The 17,291-nt window shown below is 74.7% G+C and carries 10 protein-coding genes; 9 read left to right on the top strand and 1 reads right to left on the bottom strand.

From position 1 onward, the window contains the following. Positions 1-43: 43 nt before the first annotated feature. From FHN55_RS08890 to FHN55_RS08920, 7 genes are all read left to right on the top strand, one after another. Positions 44-1,342 (top strand): ROK family transcriptional regulator, encoded by a 1,299-nt coding sequence (locus tag FHN55_RS08890; protein ID WP_139711945.1) that lies wholly within the window; start codon positions 44-46, stop codon positions 1,340-1,342. Positions 1,343-2,043: 701 nt separating this feature from the next. Then, complete coding sequence (locus tag FHN55_RS08895) at positions 2,044-3,408, top strand: extracellular solute-binding protein (RefSeq protein ID WP_139711946.1); 1,365 nt, start codon at positions 2,044-2,046, stop codon at positions 3,406-3,408. A gap of 11 nt (positions 3,409-3,419) precedes the next feature. Beyond that, positions 3,420-4,385 carry a carbohydrate ABC transporter permease gene (locus FHN55_RS08900; protein WP_139711947.1) on the top strand — a complete coding sequence of 322 codons (966 nt, stop codon included), beginning with the start codon at positions 3,420-3,422 and terminating at the stop codon, positions 4,383-4,385. Beyond that, the gene (locus tag FHN55_RS08905; RefSeq protein WP_139711948.1) at positions 4,385-5,302 is read left to right on the top strand and encodes a carbohydrate ABC transporter permease; all 918 of its coding nucleotides are present in this window, start codon (positions 4,385-4,387) and stop codon (positions 5,300-5,302) included. Before FHN55_RS08900 ends, FHN55_RS08905 begins: the two co-directional genes overlap by 1 nt. A gap of 125 nt (positions 5,303-5,427) precedes the next feature. After that, positions 5,428-8,613 carry a glycoside hydrolase family 38 C-terminal domain-containing protein gene (locus tag FHN55_RS08910; protein ID WP_139711949.1) on the top strand — a complete coding sequence of 1,062 codons (3,186 nt, stop codon included), beginning with the start codon at positions 5,428-5,430 and terminating at the stop codon, positions 8,611-8,613. Beyond that, a complete protein-coding gene (locus FHN55_RS08915; protein ID WP_139711950.1) occupies positions 8,610-9,923 on the top strand; it encodes an AGE family epimerase/isomerase in 1,314 nt (437 codons plus the stop codon). The genes FHN55_RS08910 and FHN55_RS08915 overlap by 4 nt, the downstream gene beginning before the upstream one ends. Before the next feature lie 143 nt (positions 9,924-10,066). Then, positions 10,067-12,163: a bifunctional diguanylate cyclase/phosphodiesterase gene (locus FHN55_RS08920; RefSeq protein ID WP_139711951.1), complete on the top strand. Its 2,097-nt coding sequence runs from the start codon at positions 10,067-10,069 to the stop codon at positions 12,161-12,163. On the opposite strand, the gene FHN55_RS08925 is transcribed toward FHN55_RS08920, so the two are convergent. Beyond that, positions 12,094-14,418, bottom strand: a complete 2,325-nt coding sequence (locus FHN55_RS08925; RefSeq protein ID WP_180357719.1) for a GAF domain-containing SpoIIE family protein phosphatase — start codon at positions 14,416-14,418, stop codon at positions 12,094-12,096. The two genes, FHN55_RS08920 and FHN55_RS08925, sit on opposite strands and share 70 nt — an antisense overlap. Before the next feature lie 141 nt (positions 14,419-14,559). On the opposite strand from FHN55_RS08925, the gene FHN55_RS08930 reads away from it, so the two are divergent. Next, the gene (locus FHN55_RS08930) at positions 14,560-15,912 is read left to right on the top strand and encodes a diguanylate cyclase (protein ID WP_180357720.1); all 1,353 of its coding nucleotides are present in this window, start codon (positions 14,560-14,562) and stop codon (positions 15,910-15,912) included. A 58-nt stretch (positions 15,913-15,970) separates the two neighbouring features. Continuing rightward, positions 15,971-17,032 (top strand): LacI family DNA-binding transcriptional regulator, encoded by a 1,062-nt coding sequence (locus FHN55_RS08935; protein ID WP_139711954.1) that lies wholly within the window; start codon positions 15,971-15,973, stop codon positions 17,030-17,032. Positions 17,033-17,291 lie beyond the last annotated feature (259 nt).

Raw genomic sequence — 17,291 nt, forward strand, 5'->3', positions numbered from 1 at the left:
CCGCGCTGACCTGGGGCGGCCCGCGACGTGCGACGCTGTGCCCGTGACAGCGGGCAGGACGACGGCGACGCGCGTTCGCCGCGGCTCCAACCTCCCGCGCGTCGGCGACTACAACCAGGTCGTGGTGCTCGAGGCGATCCGCGGGCACGCCGCGGGCCTCTCGCGCGTCGAGGTGGCCGTGCTCACCGGCCTGTCGGCGCAGACGGTCTCCAACATCTGCCGCCGCCTCCTGGAGCAGGGGCTGGTCGAGGAGGCCGGTAAGCAGGGCGGTGGCCCCGGCAAGCCCCGCACGCTGCTGCGCCTCAAGCCCGAGGGGCGCTACGCCATCGGCGTCCACCTCGACCCGGCCGTGGTGACCGTGGTCATGCTCGACCTGCTCGGTCAGGTGGTCGCCCGCCGCGACAGGCCGCTGAGGCCGGGGGCGGGACCCGGGCAGGTGCTGGCGGAGGCGGCCGACGACGTCGACGCGGTCATCGCCTCCTCCGGTGTCGAGCGCGAGCGCATCGTGGGACTGGGCGTGGCGGCGCCGGGGCCGGTCGACAGCGCCGCCGGCGCCGTCGTGCACCCGCCCAACCTGCCGGGGTGGGACCGCGTGGCCGTGCGCGACCTGCTGGCTGCCTCCACGGGGCTGCCGGTGGTGCTCGACAAGGACGTGGTGGCGGCCGCCGTCGCGGAGATGTGGGCGGGTGGGGTCGGCGGCACCGGCAGCGCCGTCTTCTTCTACCTGGGCACGGGCGTCGGCGCCGGGCTGGTGCTGCGCGGCGAGGTGCACCGCGGGGCGTCGGGGAACTCCGGGGAGGTCGGCCACCTGGTGACCGGTCGCGGCGGAGCCGAGTGCTCGTGCGGCCTGGCGGGGTGCCTGGGGGAGACCAGCGCCCCGCTGCACCTGGTGCACGAGGCGCAGCGGCTGGGGCTGGGCCGGTGGGACCTCGACGCCGGCGAGGCGGCCGGCGGCCAGGCGTCGGCGGTGGTGGCCGGGCACCGGGCGTCGGCGGCGTCGGCCTTCGCCGAGGTCTGCGCCCTCGCCGACGCCGGTGATCCCACCGCGGTCGGCCTGCTGGAGGACGCGGCGCGGCGGACGGCCAAGGCCGCGGTGGACCTCGTGGACCTGCTCGACGTGGAGCAGGTGGTCTTCGGGGGGCCGATGTGGTCGCGGCTGGAGCGGACCTACCTGCGGGTGGTGCCGCCGCTCGTGCGGTCCTCGGTGGTCTCGGCGGCGATCCACCCGGTGGAGGTGCGCGGCACCGTGGTCGGCGCCGACGTCGCCGCCGTCGGGGCAGGGTGCCTGGTGCTCGAGGACGCGTTCAGCCCGCGGTCGGCCACGCTGCTGCTCTCGCACTGAGCCGGCGGCGGGACTGCCGCCTGCCGCACCGATCGGCGGCGGCCTGCAGATCCTGCGACCCGTCGGCTCCGGACGCCGGGACGGCCGGTCGATCGCCGGGGTCCGCACGTCGTCCGCCCGCAGGGGCGGCGGAGGTGGCGCGCCTCGCCTTCGCCCAGCGCGGCGTGGTCTGCGGCGACCAGCTGCTGGCGTCTGGTCTGACGCGCACGCGCGTCCACGAGGTGGGCCGCCCCGACGGGTGGCGGACGCTCCTGCGGGGGACGCGCACGACGGCGGTGCACCCCGGGCCGGAGCGCACCGCGGCCCTCGCCGGGCGGAGCGCTCCCACCTGTCGGCCGCGCGGGAGCTGGTCAGGGGCAAGCGCGGCTGGCGCCAGGTCGACGACCTGCGGGAGCTCACCGGCCCCGACGCCGAGACGCAGCCGCTGAGGGAGCAGTGCGTGCTGACCTCGGCGGTCGGTCGGCGAGCCGAGCGTCCCGAGCCGACCGGCCGCCAAGACCTGCGGGCTCTCGTGGTCCCTCCAGCTGTGCAGGAAGCGGGCGTGTGGGTGGCGGGGCAGGACGCCGACCGGCTGGTCGGGGTCCTGTCACGGCTGGGTCACGGCTCGCCGGAGGCTCTTGACACAGGTATCTCCAATTGATGTAGAAATCGTCCAGCGCGAGTCGCAGTGGACTCGGCGAGTGAGCGAAGGAGCCACTTCCATGCACCACAGGCGCACCCTTCGAGGGTCGGCGATCGTCGCCGCCGCCCTCACCGCGACGCTGGCGCTCGCCAGCTGCGGCTCCTCCGGCGGGTCGGGCGACGACGCGAACACCATCACCGTCGCCTACCAGCGCACGAGCCAGTTCACCCAGCTCGACGACGTGCTGAAGAAGGCGAAGTCGGAGTACGAGGCCGCCAACGAGGGCAAGACGGTCGAGCTCATGCCGATCGAGGCCGAGCAGGACCAGTACTTCACCAAGCTCGCCCTGATGAACCGCAGCGCCGACACCGCACCGGACGTCATCTACGAGGACAGCTTCCAGGTGCGCTCTGACGCCGCCGCCGGCTACCTCGCGCCGATCGACGAGTACCTCGAGGGCTGGGAGGACTGGAGCCAGTTCGACGAGACGGCCAAGCAGGCCGGCCTCGGCGACGACGGCAGCCAGTACGGCGTGTCCATGGGCACCGACACCCGTGCCATCTACTTCAACAAGACGATCTTCCAGCAGGCCGGCCTGCCCACCGACTGGCAGCCGAAGACCTGGGACGACGTCCTCACCGCCGCCCGCACCATCAAGCAGGCCGCGCCCGGCGTCATCCCGCTGAACATCTACGCCTCCAAGGCCGGCGGCGAGCAGACCTCGATGCAGGGCTTCGAGATGCTCATGTACGGCACCGGCGACACCCTCTACGACACCGACAGCAAGAAGTGGGTGACGGGCTCCAAGGGCTTCACCGACTCCCTGGGCTTCTACCAGACCGTCTACTCCGAGGGCCTCGGCCCGCAGCTGGACCAGGTGCTCGACGCCACGTGGGGCTCGCGCGTCTCCACCGAGGAGATCCCGCAGGGCAAGATCGCCATCGCCATCGACGGCTCCTGGCTGCCCGGTCAGTGGATCAGCGGTGACAACGCCTGGCCGCAGTGGCAGGAGACGATGGGCTTCGCCCCGATGCCCACCCAGACCGGCCAGGCCCCCGGCAGCACAAGCATGTCCGGCGGGTGGCTGCTGAGCGTGGGCGCCAACGCCCCCGACAAGCAGGCCGCCTTCGACTTCATCAGCGTGGCCCTCAACAAGGAGAACGCGCTGAAGTACGACACCGAGAACAGCCAGATCGCCGTGCGCAAGGACGTCGCCAGCGACCCGGCCTACACCGGCTACAACCCGTCCTTCGAGTTCTTCTCCTCGCTGGTGCCGGTCACCAACTTCCGCCCGGCCACCCCGGACTACTCGCAGATCTCGGGCAACATCCAGACCGCGGTCGAGTCAGTGGTCACAGGCACGAGCCCCGCGGACGCCGCCAAGGCCTACGACGACGGCCTGGTGGGGATCGTCGGCGAGGACAACACCCAGGCCGCGAGCTGACCGAGGCCCTGATGTCCGACTCAGCTGTCATCGACAGCACGACCGGCCGGGGAGCGGGCGCCCAGCCCGGCCCCCGGCCGGCCGGGCAGCGCCACGAGGTCGGCCGCACCGCGGTGCGGTTGCTGCCGCTCGTCCCGGCGATCGCCCTCATGGCGATCTTCCTCGCCGGTCCCATCGGCTACGCCCTCTACGGGTCGCTCACGGACGCCGCGCTCAGCGGGTACCGGGCGGTCAACCCGAACTTCGTCGGCGCGGACAACTACACGCGCCTGTTCTCCAGCGCCGACTTCTGGCAGTCGGTCTGGTTGACCCTGCTCTTCGTCATCGCCAGCGCCGTCATCGGCCAGAACGCCCTCGGCATGGCGATCGCCCTGCTGCTGCGCAACGGGCCGGCCAGGGTCGGCTCGGTGGTCAGCGCGCTGGTCGTCACCGCGTGGGTGATGCCCGAGATCGTCGCGGCGTTCGCCCTGTACGCCTTCTTCTCCACCGACGGCACGCTGAACTCCCTGCTCGACGCGGGCTTCAGCTGGGCCGGGCTCGGCGGGACCACCTGGCTCATCTCGTTCCCGATGTTCGCCGTCATCCTGGCCAACATCTGGCGCGGCACCGCGTTCTCGATGATGGTCTACAACGCGGCGCTCGCCGAGGTGCCGCCGGAGATCATGGAGTCCGCGCAGATCGACGGCGCCACCGGCCTGCAGCGCTTCGTCCGCATCACGCTGCCGATGGTGCGCCGCGCCATCGCCACCAACATGATGCTCACCACTCTGCAGACCCTCGGCGTCTTCACGCTCATCTGGGTCATGACCGGCGGCGGCCCCGGCACGCAGAGCTCGACCCTGCCCGTGCTGGCCTTCCAGCAGGCCTTCAAGTTCGCCCAGGTCGGCTACGGCACGGCGATCGCCGTCGTGACGATCGCCGTCGGTGCGGTCTTCGCCCTGGTGTACGTGCGGGTCCTCAAGCCGGAGGTCGACTGATGAGCGCCCACGCCCCCTCCACGCCCGTTCCGGCCCCGCAACTTCCGGCGCCCGTCGTCCCCGGTGGGCCGACCGCCTCGCTGCGCCTGGCCTCACCGCGCGGGCGCGGCGTGCGCGTCGCCAACGGCGTCGTGCTGGTGGTGGTCGGCCTCGCGTTCCTGGTCCCGCTGGCGTGGGTGCTGCTCTCGAGCTTCAACCCCGCGGCCACCGTGAGCGTCTCGGTGCCGACCAGCCCCACGCTGAGCAACTACACCGAGATCTTCAGCTGGGAGCTGACGCTCCGGCCGCTGTGGAACTCCGTGCTCATCTCGGGCAGCACGGCGCTCATCACCGTGGCGGTCGCGACGCTCGCGGCGTACCCCCTCAGCCGCTACGCGATGCGGTTCAACCGGTCGTTCCTCTACGTCATCCTCTTCGGCAGCTGCCTGCCGATCACCGCGGTGATGGTCCCGGTGTACGCCCTCTTCGTGACGCTCGGGCTGCTCGACTCCATCCCCGGCACGGTGATGTTCCTCGTGGCCACGAGCCTGCCCATGGCCATCTGGATGATGAAGAACTTCGTCGACAGCGTGCCGGTCTCCCTGGAGGAGGCCGCGTGGGTGGACGGCGCGAGCTCGATGCAGGCGCTCGCCCGCGTCGTCGTGCCCCTCATGCGCCAGGGCCTGGCGGTGGTCTTCATCTTCGTGTTCACGCAGGCGTGGGGGAACTTCTTCGTGCCCTTCGTGCTGCTGCTCAACCCCGAGTTCCAGCCCGCGGCGGTCTCGATCTACACGTTCTTCGGCATCAACGGCGCGGTGGCCTACGGCCAGCTCGCGGCGTTCAGCGTCCTGTACTCCGTACCCGTCCTCGTGCTGTACCTCGTCGTGCAGCGCGTCGCGGGCGGCTCCTTCGCCCTCGCCGGCGGCGTGAAGGGATGAGCCCAGGCGCACCCTGAACTGCGCACGGCCGGTCAGCGGCCCCCAGCGGCCGGCCGTGCGCGCCCCACCCGGCTCCGCCGAGCCCGCAGACCACCCCTGCCCCCACCACCTGGAAGGCCACCACCGTGCACGACGACTCCCACCTCGTGGAGATGCGGGTCGAGCGCTTCGTCAGGGAGCGCATCGTCCCCGCCCTCCACCGGCGCCGCCACCCGCTCACCGTCACCCGGTGGGAGGCGCCGGGGGAGCCCGTGCCGTTCGCCGAGGCGGCGGCGCAGGAGTTCGCGCCGTTCGAGATCGGCCCCGCAGGCACGCCCTGGGGCGAGCCGTGGGGCACCACGTGGTTCCGCCTCACCGGCGAGGTGCCGGCGGACTTCGGCCAGGACGGCGGCGTGCGCGTGGAGGTCGACGTCGACCTCGGCTACCTGGCCATCCAGCCGGGCTTCCAGGCCGAGGCCACCGCCTACCGCCCCGACGGCGTGGTCGTGAAGGGCTTGCACCCCCGCAACCGCTACCTGCCGCTGGCCCAGGTCACCCCCGAGGGCAGCTCGACGGCGGCGGGGGCCCTCGTCGACGTGCTGCTGGAGGCCTCCTCCAACCCCGACGTGTCGGGGGCCGAGGGCGGCCACGACTGGTACTTCCAGCCCACGGTGATGGGCTCGAAGGAGACCGCGGGCACCGACCCGGTGTACCGGATGCGCGCCGCCGACGTCGTCGAGCTGGACCTGGACGTCTACGAGCTCACCCGCGACGTGTGGACGCTGCGCGGCCTGCTCGAGCAGCTCCCCGCCGCCACCAGCCGCCGCGCCAGCGTGCTGCGCGCCCTGGAGGACATGGTCGACGCCGTCGACCCCGACGACGTCTCCGGCACGGCCGCCGCCGGCCGCGCCGCCCTGGCCCCGGCGCTGGCCGCCCAGGCCGACGCCACCGCCCACCGCACCGTGGCCGTGGGCCACGCCCACATCGACTCGGCGTGGCTGTGGCCGACCCGCGAGACGGCCCGCAAGTGCACCCGCACCTTCTCCAACGTGCTCAGCCTCATGGAGGAGGACCCCGACTTCACGTTCGCCTGCTCGAGCGCGCAGCAGTACGCCTGGGTGCGCGACGCCCAGCCGGAGCTGTTCGAGCGCATCAAGAAGCGCGTCGCCGAGGGCCGCTTCGTGCCGGTGGGCGGCATGTGGGTGGAGTCCGACACCAACCTGCCCGGCGGTGAGGCCCTGGCCCGCCAGTTCGTGGCCGGCAAGCGCTTCTTCGCCGAGGAGCTGGGCGTCGAGCCGCTCGACGTCTGGCTGCCCGACTCCTTCGGCTACACCGCCGCGATGCCGCAGATCGCACGACTGGCCGGCGCCCGCTACTTCCTCACCCAGAAGCCCAGCTGGAACGAGACCAACCGCATCCCGCACCACACCTTCTGGTGGGAGGGCATCGACGGCTCTCGCGTCTACACGCACTTCCCGCCGGCGGACAACTACAACTCCGAGGTCTCCGCGGAGGACCTGGCCCGTGCCGAGCGGCAGTTCGCCGAGAAGGGCCGTGCCAACACCTCGCTGCTGCTGTTCGGCTACGGCGACGGCGGTGGCGGCCCCACCCGCGAGATGGTCGCCGCGGCGCACCGCACCCGCAGCCTGGAGGGCTCCCCGCGCGTGGAGCTGGGCGACCCGCACCAGTTCTTCCGCGACGCCGAGGCCGAGTACCCCCAGCCCCCGGTGTGGAGCGGGGAGATGTACCTGGAGTTCCACCGCGGCACCTACACCTCGCAGGCCCGCACCAAGCGCGGCAACCGCCGCAGCGAGCACCTGCTGCGCGAGGCGGAGCTGTGGGCCACCGCCGCCGCCCTGAAGGCCGCCTCCGACGGGCAGGACGGCGCGGCGTACGCCTACCCGCACGACGAGCTCGAGCGCATCTGGCACACGGTGCTGCTGCAGCAGTTCCACGACATCCTCCCCGGCACCTCCATCGCGTGGGTGCACCGCGAGGCCGAGGCGAACTACCTTCGCCTGGCGGGGGAGCTGGAGGCGCTGATCGCCGACGCGCTGGCCGCGCTGGCCGGCGACGGCGAGGACCGGCTGGCCTTCAACGCCGCCCCGCACGAGCGCGCCGGCGTCCCGGCGCTGGGCGCGGGCGTGCGGGCGACCCCCGCGGCCGCCGGCGCGGCGCCCGTGGCCGTCGAGCGGGCGACCGCCGGTGGACAGGGGACGGTGCTGGAGAACGGGCTGGTCCGCGTCGTCGTCGACGCCGACGGGCTGCTCGCCTCGGTGCGCGACCTGACCGCCGAGGGCGGGGCCGGTCGCGAGGTGCTGCCCCCCGGCGCCCGCGGCGGCCTGCTCACGCTGCACCGGGACACCCCCACGCAGTGGGACGCCTGGGACGTGGACGTGCACTACCAGCGCCACACGACCGAGCTCACCGGTGCCGAGTCCGTGCAGGTGGTCGAGGACGGCTCCGGCCCGAGCGGCCGCGCCGCGGTCCGCGTGGTCCGCCGCTTCGGCTCCTCCCGCGTCGAGCAGCTCATCACCCTGGAGCCCGGCAGCCCGGTGGTCGGCTTCGAGCTGGACGTCGACTGGCACGAGAAGCAGAAGATGCTCAAGCTCGCGTTCCCCGTGGACGTGCACGCCGACCGCGCTGCCAGCGAGATCCAGTTCGGGCACGTGATGCGCCCCACGCACACCAACACCAGCTGGGACGCCGCCAGGTTCGAGACCTGCGCGCACCGCTGGGTGCACGTGGGCGAGGCCGGCTACGGCGCCGCCGTGGTCAACGACTCCACCTACGGCTACGACGTCGGCCGCGCCACCCGCGAGGACGGCGGCACCACCACCACGGTGCGGATGTCCCTGCTGCGCGCTCCGGTCTACCCCGACCCGGACGCCGACCAGGGCGAGCACCGGCTGCGCGCCGGCCTCGTCGTGGGCGCCGGGATCGCCGACGCCGTCCGCGAGGGCTACCGCGCCAACCTGCCGGTGCGCGAGGCGCGCGGCTCGGCCGGGGCCGTGCCGGCGGCCCCGGTGGTGCGCCTGGAGGCGCTCGAGGGCCAGCTCAGCGGGCACGAGGGCGTCGTGGTGGAGGCCGTGAAGCTGGCCGAGGACCGCAGCGGTGACGTGGTGGTCCGCCTGTACGAGTCCCTCGGGGGCCGCGCCTCGGCGCGCGTCGTCGCCGGGTTCGACCACGCCGGCGCCACCGAGGTCGACCTGCTGGAGCGGCCCGTGGCCGAGCCCCGCGCGCTCGTGGAGGCGGTGCAGGGCCAGGATGCTGCCGTGCACCTGCGCCCCTTCCAGATCGTGACCCTGCGCTTCTCCCGGAGCGCCCGGTGAGCGGCCCGGTCAGCGGCCAGCAGCTCCCGGGCTGGCTCGGGCAGCCCACGCACCGCGCCTGGCTCGACGAGCACTGCCGCGACCTGCTCGCCTTCGGCCAGCTCTTCCCGGCCGAGGGCGGGGGAGCGGCGTGGCTGGACGAGGTCGGCGACCCCGACCCCAGCCACGGCGTGCAGACGTGGATCACCGCCCGCATGGCGCACGTGTACTCCCTCGGCCACCTGCTGGGCGTGCCCGGCGCCGGGACCCTGGCCGACGAGGCGCTCGCCGGCCTGTGGGACGCGGAGCGCGGCGCCGACGGGGAGGCGCCCCTGCGGGACGGTGCGCACGGCGGCTGGTTCAGCAAGCTCGACGAGTCCGGCACCCCGGCCGACGGCAAGGCCTGCTACGACCACGCCTTCGTCGTCCTGGCCTCCTCCACGGCCACGGCGGCGGGCCGCGCCGGCGCCCAGGAGCTGTTCCGCGAGGCGCTGGCCGTCTACGAGGAGCGCTTCTGGGACGAGGCCGCGGGCATGCCCGTCGACACCTGGGACACGTCCTTCTCGTCCCTGGACGACTACCGCGGCATCAACGGCGCCATGCACTCCGTGGAGGCGTCGCTGGCCGCCTCCGACGTGCTGGCTGACGTCCTCGGCGACGACGAGGGCTCGGCGCGCTGGCGCCGGCGCGCGCTGGCGGTCCTCGCGAAGGTCGCCGCGTGGTCCCGCGACAACGGCTGGCGCGTGCCGGAGCACTTCGACAGCTCCTGGACCGTGCAGCTGGAGTACAACGCCGACAAGAAGGCCGACCCCTTCAAGCCCTACGGCGCGACGATCGGCCACGGCCTGGAGTGGTCGCGGCTGCTGCTGCACGGCGACGCCACCGCGCGCGCCGCCGGCGAGGAGCCGCCGGCGGGCCTCGTGGAGGCGTCGAGGGCGCTCTTCGCCCGCGCGGTGGAGGACGGCTGGGACGTCGACGGTCTGCCCGGCTTCGTCTACACCACCGACTGGTCGGGCACCCCCGTGGTGCGGGACAGGATGCACTGGGTCCCCGCCGAGGCCACCGCGGCCGCGGCGGCGCTGGTCCTCGCGACCGGCGAGCAGCAGTACGCGGACTCCTACGCCCTGTGGTGGGACCACGTCGCCGACGTCGTCCTGGACCACGAGGACGGCTCCTGGCACCACCAGCTCGACGAGCGCAACCGCCCCAGCGGCACGGTCTGGCCGGGCAAGGCCGACCTGTACCACGCCGTGGGCGCCACGCTGGTGCCGCGGCTCCCGCTGGCCCCCTCCCAGGCCACCGCGGTGCGCTGGGGGCTGCTGCGCGGCTGAGCGGTGCACGACGACGACGGGGGACNNCCCCCGTCGTCGTCGTGCCCGCCCCCCTGCACCGGGGCCCGGGGGGCCCCGGTGGCCGGGGCCGTATCCCGAGAGGGCTACTCGGCTGGTGGTCCGGGGATGTCGATCACCAGTGCATGAGCTTGACGTCCCCGCGACCTGCGCAGCGCGCAGGAGCGACGGACCGCTCCGAGGCGGTGCGCCTCGGCGGCGCTGACCTGTCCGACGAGGTGTTCGAGAGGCGCCACCGCTGGGTCACCGGCGTGCTGGTGGGCCTCGTGCTCGGCCTGTCCGTGTGGGTGGTGGTCCCCGGCCTGCCCACCTCCGAGGTCGTCGACCGGGTGCCGCTCCTGGTGATGGCGGCGTGGGTGGCCCTGACCGCCCTCGCGGCGCTGCGCCCCTGGACCCGGCTGCACCCCCGCGCCTCGCGCAGGCTGCGGGCGACGTCGACGTCCGCCGGCTGCTTCGCCGCCGCCGGGCTCGTGGTGTGCGCGGCCGGCGGCGCCGCCGAGGCGCACTTCGTCTTCTTCGTCCTGGTGCCCCTGGTGGCCCTGTACGAGATGGTCCTGCCGTTCGTGGTGGCGGTCGGCCTCGTCGTCCTCCAGCTGGGGGTCGTGGGGACGCTGTGGCCCGCCGCGGTCTTCGGCGCCGACCACAGCGGCGAGGACGCGTGGGTCTCGGCCGCGGTGCACTCCGCGCTGTTCGCCGCCGGGTGCGCCGGGTCGCTCATGGCCTGGAGCGGGGCGCGCAGCGCTCGCCGCGAGGCCGCGGTGGTGGTGGCCCAGCTGAGCCACCGCACCGCTCACGACGAGCTGACGGGGCTGGCCAACCGCGCCGGCCTCGCCGACGCGCTGGACGCCGCGCTGACGGGCGTCCCCCAGGACCTCGCCGTGGTGGTCATGGACCTCAACCGCTTCAAGGAGGTCAACGACACCCTCGGCCACGACGCCGGTGACGAGCTGCTGCGCGGCGTCGCCCTGGTCATGGAGGAGGCGGTCGGCGGTCGCGGCTCGCTCGCGCGCCTGGGCGGCGACGAGTTCGCGGTGGTGCTGCCGGGGTTCGACGGCCCCGGCGCGTGCGCCGTCGCCGAGCAGCTGCGCGAGCAGGTGCGGGAGCGCTCCACCGTGGCCGGCATCGCCCTCGACCTCGACCTGTCGGCGGGCGTGGCCCTGCACGTCGCCCAGCAGCCGCTGGGCGCCGCCGCCGCCCGCGCCGCCAGCGGAGAGCTGCTGCGCCACGCCGACATCGCCATGTACGACGCCAAGCGCAGCGGCGGCGGGGCCGTGGTCTACGACGCGGCGATGGACCACCACAGCACCGCCCGCCTGGAGGTCTCGCGGGAGCTGCGCACCGCCGTCGTCCAGCGCGACCAGCTGGTGCTGCACTACCAGCCCAAGATCAGCCTCGCAGACGGGCCGGCGGACGGGCTGGCGGACGGGCTGGTGGGCGGTGCCGGGGGACGCCTGGTGGGGGTGGAGGCCCTGGTGCGCTGGCACCACCCCGTGCGCGGCTTCATGCCGCCGGGTGACTTCATCCCGCTGCTGGAGACGACCGACCTGGTCCACTCCTTCACGGCCTACATGGTGGACCTGGCGCTGGACCAGGCCCAGGAGTGGTACCTGTCGGGCCACGAGGTGCCGATCGCGGTGAACGCCTTCCCGCGCTGCCTCACCCACCCCGACTTCCTGCCGCACGTGGCGCGCGCGCTGCACGAGCGCGCGCTGCCGGCCCACCTGCTGCGCCTGGAGATCACCGAGGACGCCCTCGTCGCCGACCCCGAGACGGCCTCGGCCGTCATCACCCAGCTGCGCGAGATGGGCGTGGCCACCTCCATCGACGACTTCGGCACCGGCTACTCCTCGCTGAGCTACCTGCGCCGGCTGCCCGTGGACGAGGTCAAGCTGGACCGCTCCTTCGTCACCGGGCTGGGGACGAGCAGCGAGGGCGGGGGAGGGGACGAGGTGCTCGTCGCCTCGATCATCGACCTGGCGCACCGCCTGGGCATGCAGGTGGTGGCCGAGGGCGTGGAGGACCCCGCCGAGACCCGTGCCCTGCGCGCGCTGGGGTGCGACGTGGCCCAGGGCTACCTGTTCGCCCGCCCCGCCCCGGCGGCGGCGATCTCCGCCGAGCTGCTGGCCACCGCCCGGCGGTGGCGGCCACCGGCTCAGCCGGGAGCGCCCACCGGGGAGATGACGGGCCCGGCCTCGGCCGGCCTGGGCTCGTCCTCCGGGTAGGCCCGCAGCGCGACGATGGCGACGTCGTCCTCCACCCGGCCGCCGACCTGGGTGAGGAGCTCGTCGCAGATCTCCTCGACCGTCCGGTCGTGCAGCGCCTCGACGGTGCGCGCCAGCCAGTCGAGGCCCTGCTCCAGCGAGGCCCCGCGGCGCTCCACCAGGCCGTCGGTGAACACGATGAGCGTGGACCCCGCCTCCAACGGCACCGCGTGCTCCGTGCGCGGCACCTCCGGCGCCAGCCCGATGAGCAGGTCCGGGTCGCTCTCCAGGTAGCGGGCCCGGCCGTCGGGCCCCACGAGCAGCGGCGGCGGGTGCCCCGCGTTGGACCAGCGCAGCAGCCGCTCCCCGCGCGCGCGCATCGCGGGGGTCTGCTCCACCTTGAGCAGCACCACGGTGGCCATGGCGCCCACGTCGAGGTCGCGCACGGCGGCGTCGAGGCTGCCCAGCACCTGAGCGGGCTCCGCTCCGCTGACGTGGGCGATGCCGCGCAGGAGGTTGCGCAGCTGGCCCATGGCGGCGGCGGCGTCGCGGTCGTGGCCGGTGACGTCCCCCACCACGATGCTCGTGGCGCCGTCGCCCACCATGAAGGCGTCGTACCAGTCACCGCCCACCTGGGCCTCGGTGGCCGCCGGCAGGTAGCGGACCGCCAGGTGCAGGTGGTCGGGCTCGGGCGGCCGCGTCAGCAGGCTGCGCTGCAGCGTCTCGGAGAACCGGCGGACCGCGGCGCCGGCGGCGCGCTCGGCCTGCTGGGCGTGGATCCGCGAGAGCGCCGTCGCCGTCAGCGACGTGAAGGCCTGCAGCAGCGCCCGCTCGTCCTCGGTCCACACGTGGTCGCCGTCCAGGGCCACCGCCAGGGACCCCACCACGGCCCCCGCGTCGGTGAGCGGCAGGGCTGCCGAGGCGTGCGTGCCGGCGGCCTCGTACAGCTCGGCCACCACCTGCTCGCGCCCCGGGAACAGCCGGAGCGCAGCGTCGCGGTCGCGCAGGAAGTGGGCGCGCCCGCTGCTGGCGGCGTCGACCATGGGCAGGGGGAAGTCGACCGGCAGCTCCGCCACGTCGGCCTGGACGGTGTCGGCGAAGAAGCTGGTGGTGAGCGCTCGCAGCACCGCGCCGTCCTGCTCGCCGCCGTGCTCGCCGCCGTCGCGCAGGCAGAGCACCGCGCCGCGCGCCCCGAGCAGGCTGACCCCGCCGCCGGAGACGACCGCCAGCACCTCCTCCTCGGACTCGGCCAGCTCCAGGGACTGCGCGAGCGCCACCAGCGCGGTCTGCTGGGCGGCGGAGCGCCGCGCCGCGTGCAGGGCCCTCAGCTCGGCCGCGCGCGCCCAGATGCGCCGCAGCGCCTGCGACGTCAGGGCTCCGAAGGTGGTGAGGAGCTGCTGGTCCGCCGGCCGCCACCGCTGCGGGCCGGGGAAGCCCACCGACAGCGCGCCGAACACCCCGGTGTCGGACACCAGCGGCACGCAGCCCACGGCGTCGGTGCCGGAGGCCGCCCACGCCTGCAGCCCGGCGGTGAAGGCCTCGGGGGCCTCGTCGCGCGCCGGCACGAACCAGCTCGTCCCGGTGGTGGCGGCGTGCGCGGCGGGCAGCGGGGCGTCGGCGGGCAGCTCCGCGGCGGTGGCGCCGGCGCCGGGGGAGGCGGTCAGGGTGCGCAGCGCGGGCCGTCCCTCGTGGAGCGCCTGCAGCACCAGCGCCGCCACCGACGCGCCGAAGACGCTCGTGGCGGCCTCGTCGACGACGCGCAGCACGTCCTGCTCCGACGCGGCGTCGCCGAGAGCCCGGGCCACGTCCACCAGGCGCCCGAGGCGCTCGGCGTCCTGCGCGGCCTGGCGCTGCGCGGCTCGCAGCTCGGTGACGTCGGCGTTGGTGCCCACCATCCGCACGGCGTCGCCGCGGGCGTCCACCAGCACCTGCCCGCGGGCGTAGAGCACCCGCTCGGAGCCGTCGGGCTGCACGGTGCGGAACTCGGCCTCGAGGGTGCCCTTGCGCTCGATGGCGCGCTCCAGGAGCGCGGCCAGGGGGGCTTGGTCGTCCGGGTGGATGGTGCGGTCGATGTCCCTGACCAGGCCGCTCAGCGGCATGTCGCTCTGGCCGTACATGGCGCGGCTGCGCGCGTCCCACTGGAGCGCGTCGGTGGTGAGGTCCCACTCCCACAGGCCCAGCTGGGCGGCCTCCGTGGCCACCTCCAGGCGGGCCCGGGCGAGGTCGTGGTCGGGCACGGCGTCCGGCGCCGTCACCGGGGTCGCGGGGCCTTCCACCCCGCGAGTATGGGTGATCAGGGGTGGCGCGGCCCTCGGACGGCCCAACAACCCGGTCCCGGGAGATCAACCCGGAGGTCACGCACGCCGATGAACACGTGTCGCAGACGACCGTCTGCGACACGCCGTCCTGGAGGTCCCGTGCTCGACAGCCCCCCGGCGGCGGCCTCGCCGACGTCCTCGGACGCCGCGCTGATCGGCTGCCTGCTGCGGAGCACCGCGGCGCTCGCCGTGCTCGTGCTGGACGCCGACCTGCGGATCACCGCCACCGGGCCCGGCGTGGCCGCGCTGCTCGGCTGGCCCGAGGGCTCGCTGGCCGGCCGCTGGGCCGCCGACCTGCTGGTCCCCCTCACGGTGGTCCCGGGGCCGAGGGCCGGTGACGACGACGACGACGAGGCGGAGCCGCTCGCGGAGGTGGTCGGCCGGGCCCTGCACGACGACGCCGTGCGCGGGCGCTGGCAGCTGCGGACCGCGGACGGCGGGCTGCGCACCGCCGTCGTCACGACCTCCCTGGACCGCGACGACGACGGCCGCGTGCGCGGCGGAGCGCTGGTGGCCGCGGAGGTCCAGAGCGGCGACCAGGCCAAGGAGCAGCTGGCGGACTCCGAGGAGCAGTTCCGCCTGGTCTTCGACAAGTCCCCCACGGCCATGGCCGTGGTCAGCCTGGCCGCCGGCACGCGCGGGCGGATCCGCCGCGCCAACGCGGCGATGGAGGCCTTCACGGGTCGCCGGCGCCGGGAGCTCTTCAGCATGGCGATGGTCGACGTGCTCCACCCCGACGAGCACGAGGCGCACCGCGGCTACCTGCGCAGCGCCGCCGAGGCGGGCCTCACCGAGCCCGACGGCGTGCTGCGGCGCTTCGTGCACCGCGACGGCACCGTGCGGCTGGGCCGCAAGTCCACGGCGCTGGTGACCCCGCGCGGCGCCCGCGAGCCGCACCTGCTGGTCCAGCTCCAGGACGTCACGGAGCAGCACGCGGCGCAGGAGGCCCTCGCGCACGCGGCGCTGCACGACCCGCTGACGGGTCTGGCGAACCGCGCCCTGTTCAGCGACCGGCTGGAGCACGCGATCGCCGCGGAGGCGCGCGCCCGGCGCGGGCTGACCCTGCTGTACGCGGACCTGGACCGGTTCAAGCCCGTCAACGACGAGCACGGGCACGAGGCCGGTGACGCCGTGCTGGTGGAGGTGGCCGAGCGGCTGCGCCGCGGGGTGCGCGAGGAGGACACCGTCGCGCGCCTCGGCGGTGACGAGTTCGCCGTCATCTGCCCGGGGCTGGCCGAGGAGCACGTCGCCACCGTGGTGCGGCGCATGACCGCGTCCGTGGAGGGACCCTTCACCCTGCCGTCGGGCGCGGTGGTGGAGCTCGGCACGAGCATCGGCGCCGCGACGGCGGTCGGCCGCGTCCCGGCCGAGGCGCTCGTCCGGGCGGCGGACGCCGAGATGTACCGGGCCAAGCACGGCGGACGCGGCGGACCCGGTCGACCGGGCCGCTGACCCCCGTCCGGGGCGCCGCCCCTGGCCCTGGGCGCCCCCCAGGCCCCACACTCCGGTGGTGAGCGCTCTCACCACCCCGCCGTCGCCGCCGGGACGGGGCCCGTCCATCACGGACGTCGCCGCGCGCGCCGGGGTCTCGATCCAGACCGTCTCGCGCGTCCTCAACTCCGCGCCCAAGGTGGCCGCCGGCACCCGCCAGCGGGTGCTGGAGGCCATCACCGAGCTGGGCTACCGGCGCAACCCGGCGGCGCGGGCCCTCGCGACCGGCCGCGGCGGGCTGGTCGGCGTGCTCACCTCGAGCTCCGCGCTGTACGGGCCCGCGTCCATCACCGCGGCGCTGGGCCTGGCCGCCACGGAGGCGGGGGTGCACCTGGCCGTCGAGCACGTGGTCGACTTCGACGTCGCCTCCGTGCAGCACGGCCTGTCGCGGCTGGTGGACCAGTACGCCGAGGCCGTGGTGCTGGTGGCGCCGGTGCAGGAGGCCTACGAGGCGCTCGCGGGCGCGCAGCCGCTCGTCCAGGTGCCCGTGCTGGCCGTCAGCAGCGGCGGGGTCGGGGCCACCGAGGTCTCCGTGGACCAGCGGGCCGGTGCCCGGCTGGCGGTCCAGCACCTGCTCGACCTGGGGCACGAGACGGTGTGGCACGTGCGGGGCCCGCGGGGCTGGTACGAGGCCGACCAGCGCGAGGAGGGCTGGCGCGAGGTGCTGCAGGCGGCCGGCCGCGAGGTGCCGCCGGTGCTGGAGGGCGCCTGGTCCGCCGACTCGGGGCACCGCGCGGGGGAGCTGCTGGCCCGGGTGCCCGAGGTGACGGCCGTCTTCGCCGCCAACGACTCCTGCGCCCTCGGGGTGGTCAGGGCGCTCGCCGAGCGCGGTCGCAGCGTGCCCGACGACGTCAGCGTGGTCGGCTTCGACGACGTGCCCGAGAGCGCCCACTTCCTGCCCCCGCTGACCACGGTGCGCCAGGAGTTCTCCGAGCTGGGGCGCACCGCGCTGCGGCAGGTGCTGCGGATGGTGGAGGGCGACGGCGCCCTCGGCGACGCCGGCGCGGAGCCCGCGGTGCGGTCCGTCCAGCTGCAGCCGGAGCTGGTGGTGCGCAGGAGCACCGCCGCACCTCACCGCTGACCCGCAGCCTGCACCCAGGTGCCACCCAGGAACGAGCGTTATCGATCCGTGACCCGAACGGTGTTGTGGGGTCACTGTGTTAACGCTCACACTCGACGCCCAGGGAGCGAGCAACGCTCCCGGTAGACGCACGACGAACACCCCACCGGTGGGGACCGCGCCCTCCTCGCAGACGAGGAGCAAGCCGGTCCGCAGGGCGCTGCAACGCCCCGCGGACCGCTCCACCGAGCACTGAGCGCCCGACCACGACAGCACGGCA

Source organism: Streptomyces sp. NP160, from assembly GCF_006335115.1.
Lineage (GTDB): Bacteria > Actinomycetota > Actinomycetes > Actinomycetales > Quadrisphaeraceae > Quadrisphaera.

Bases quoted from the DNA above. Each gene is read 5' to 3' on its own strand.
- FHN55_RS08920 (WP_139711951.1), top strand. From the start codon at position 10,067: ATGAGCTTGACGTCCCCGCGACCTGCGCAGCGCGCAGGAGCGACGGAC.
- FHN55_RS08900 (WP_139711947.1), top strand. From the start codon at position 3,420: ATGTCCGACTCAGCTGTCATCGACAGCACGACCGGCCGGGGAGCGGGC.
- FHN55_RS08895 (WP_139711946.1), top strand. From the start codon at position 2,044: ATGCACCACAGGCGCACCCTTCGAGGGTCGGCGATCGTCGCCGCCGCC.
- FHN55_RS08905 (WP_139711948.1), top strand. From the start codon at position 4,385: ATGAGCGCCCACGCCCCCTCCACGCCCGTTCCGGCCCCGCAACTTCCG.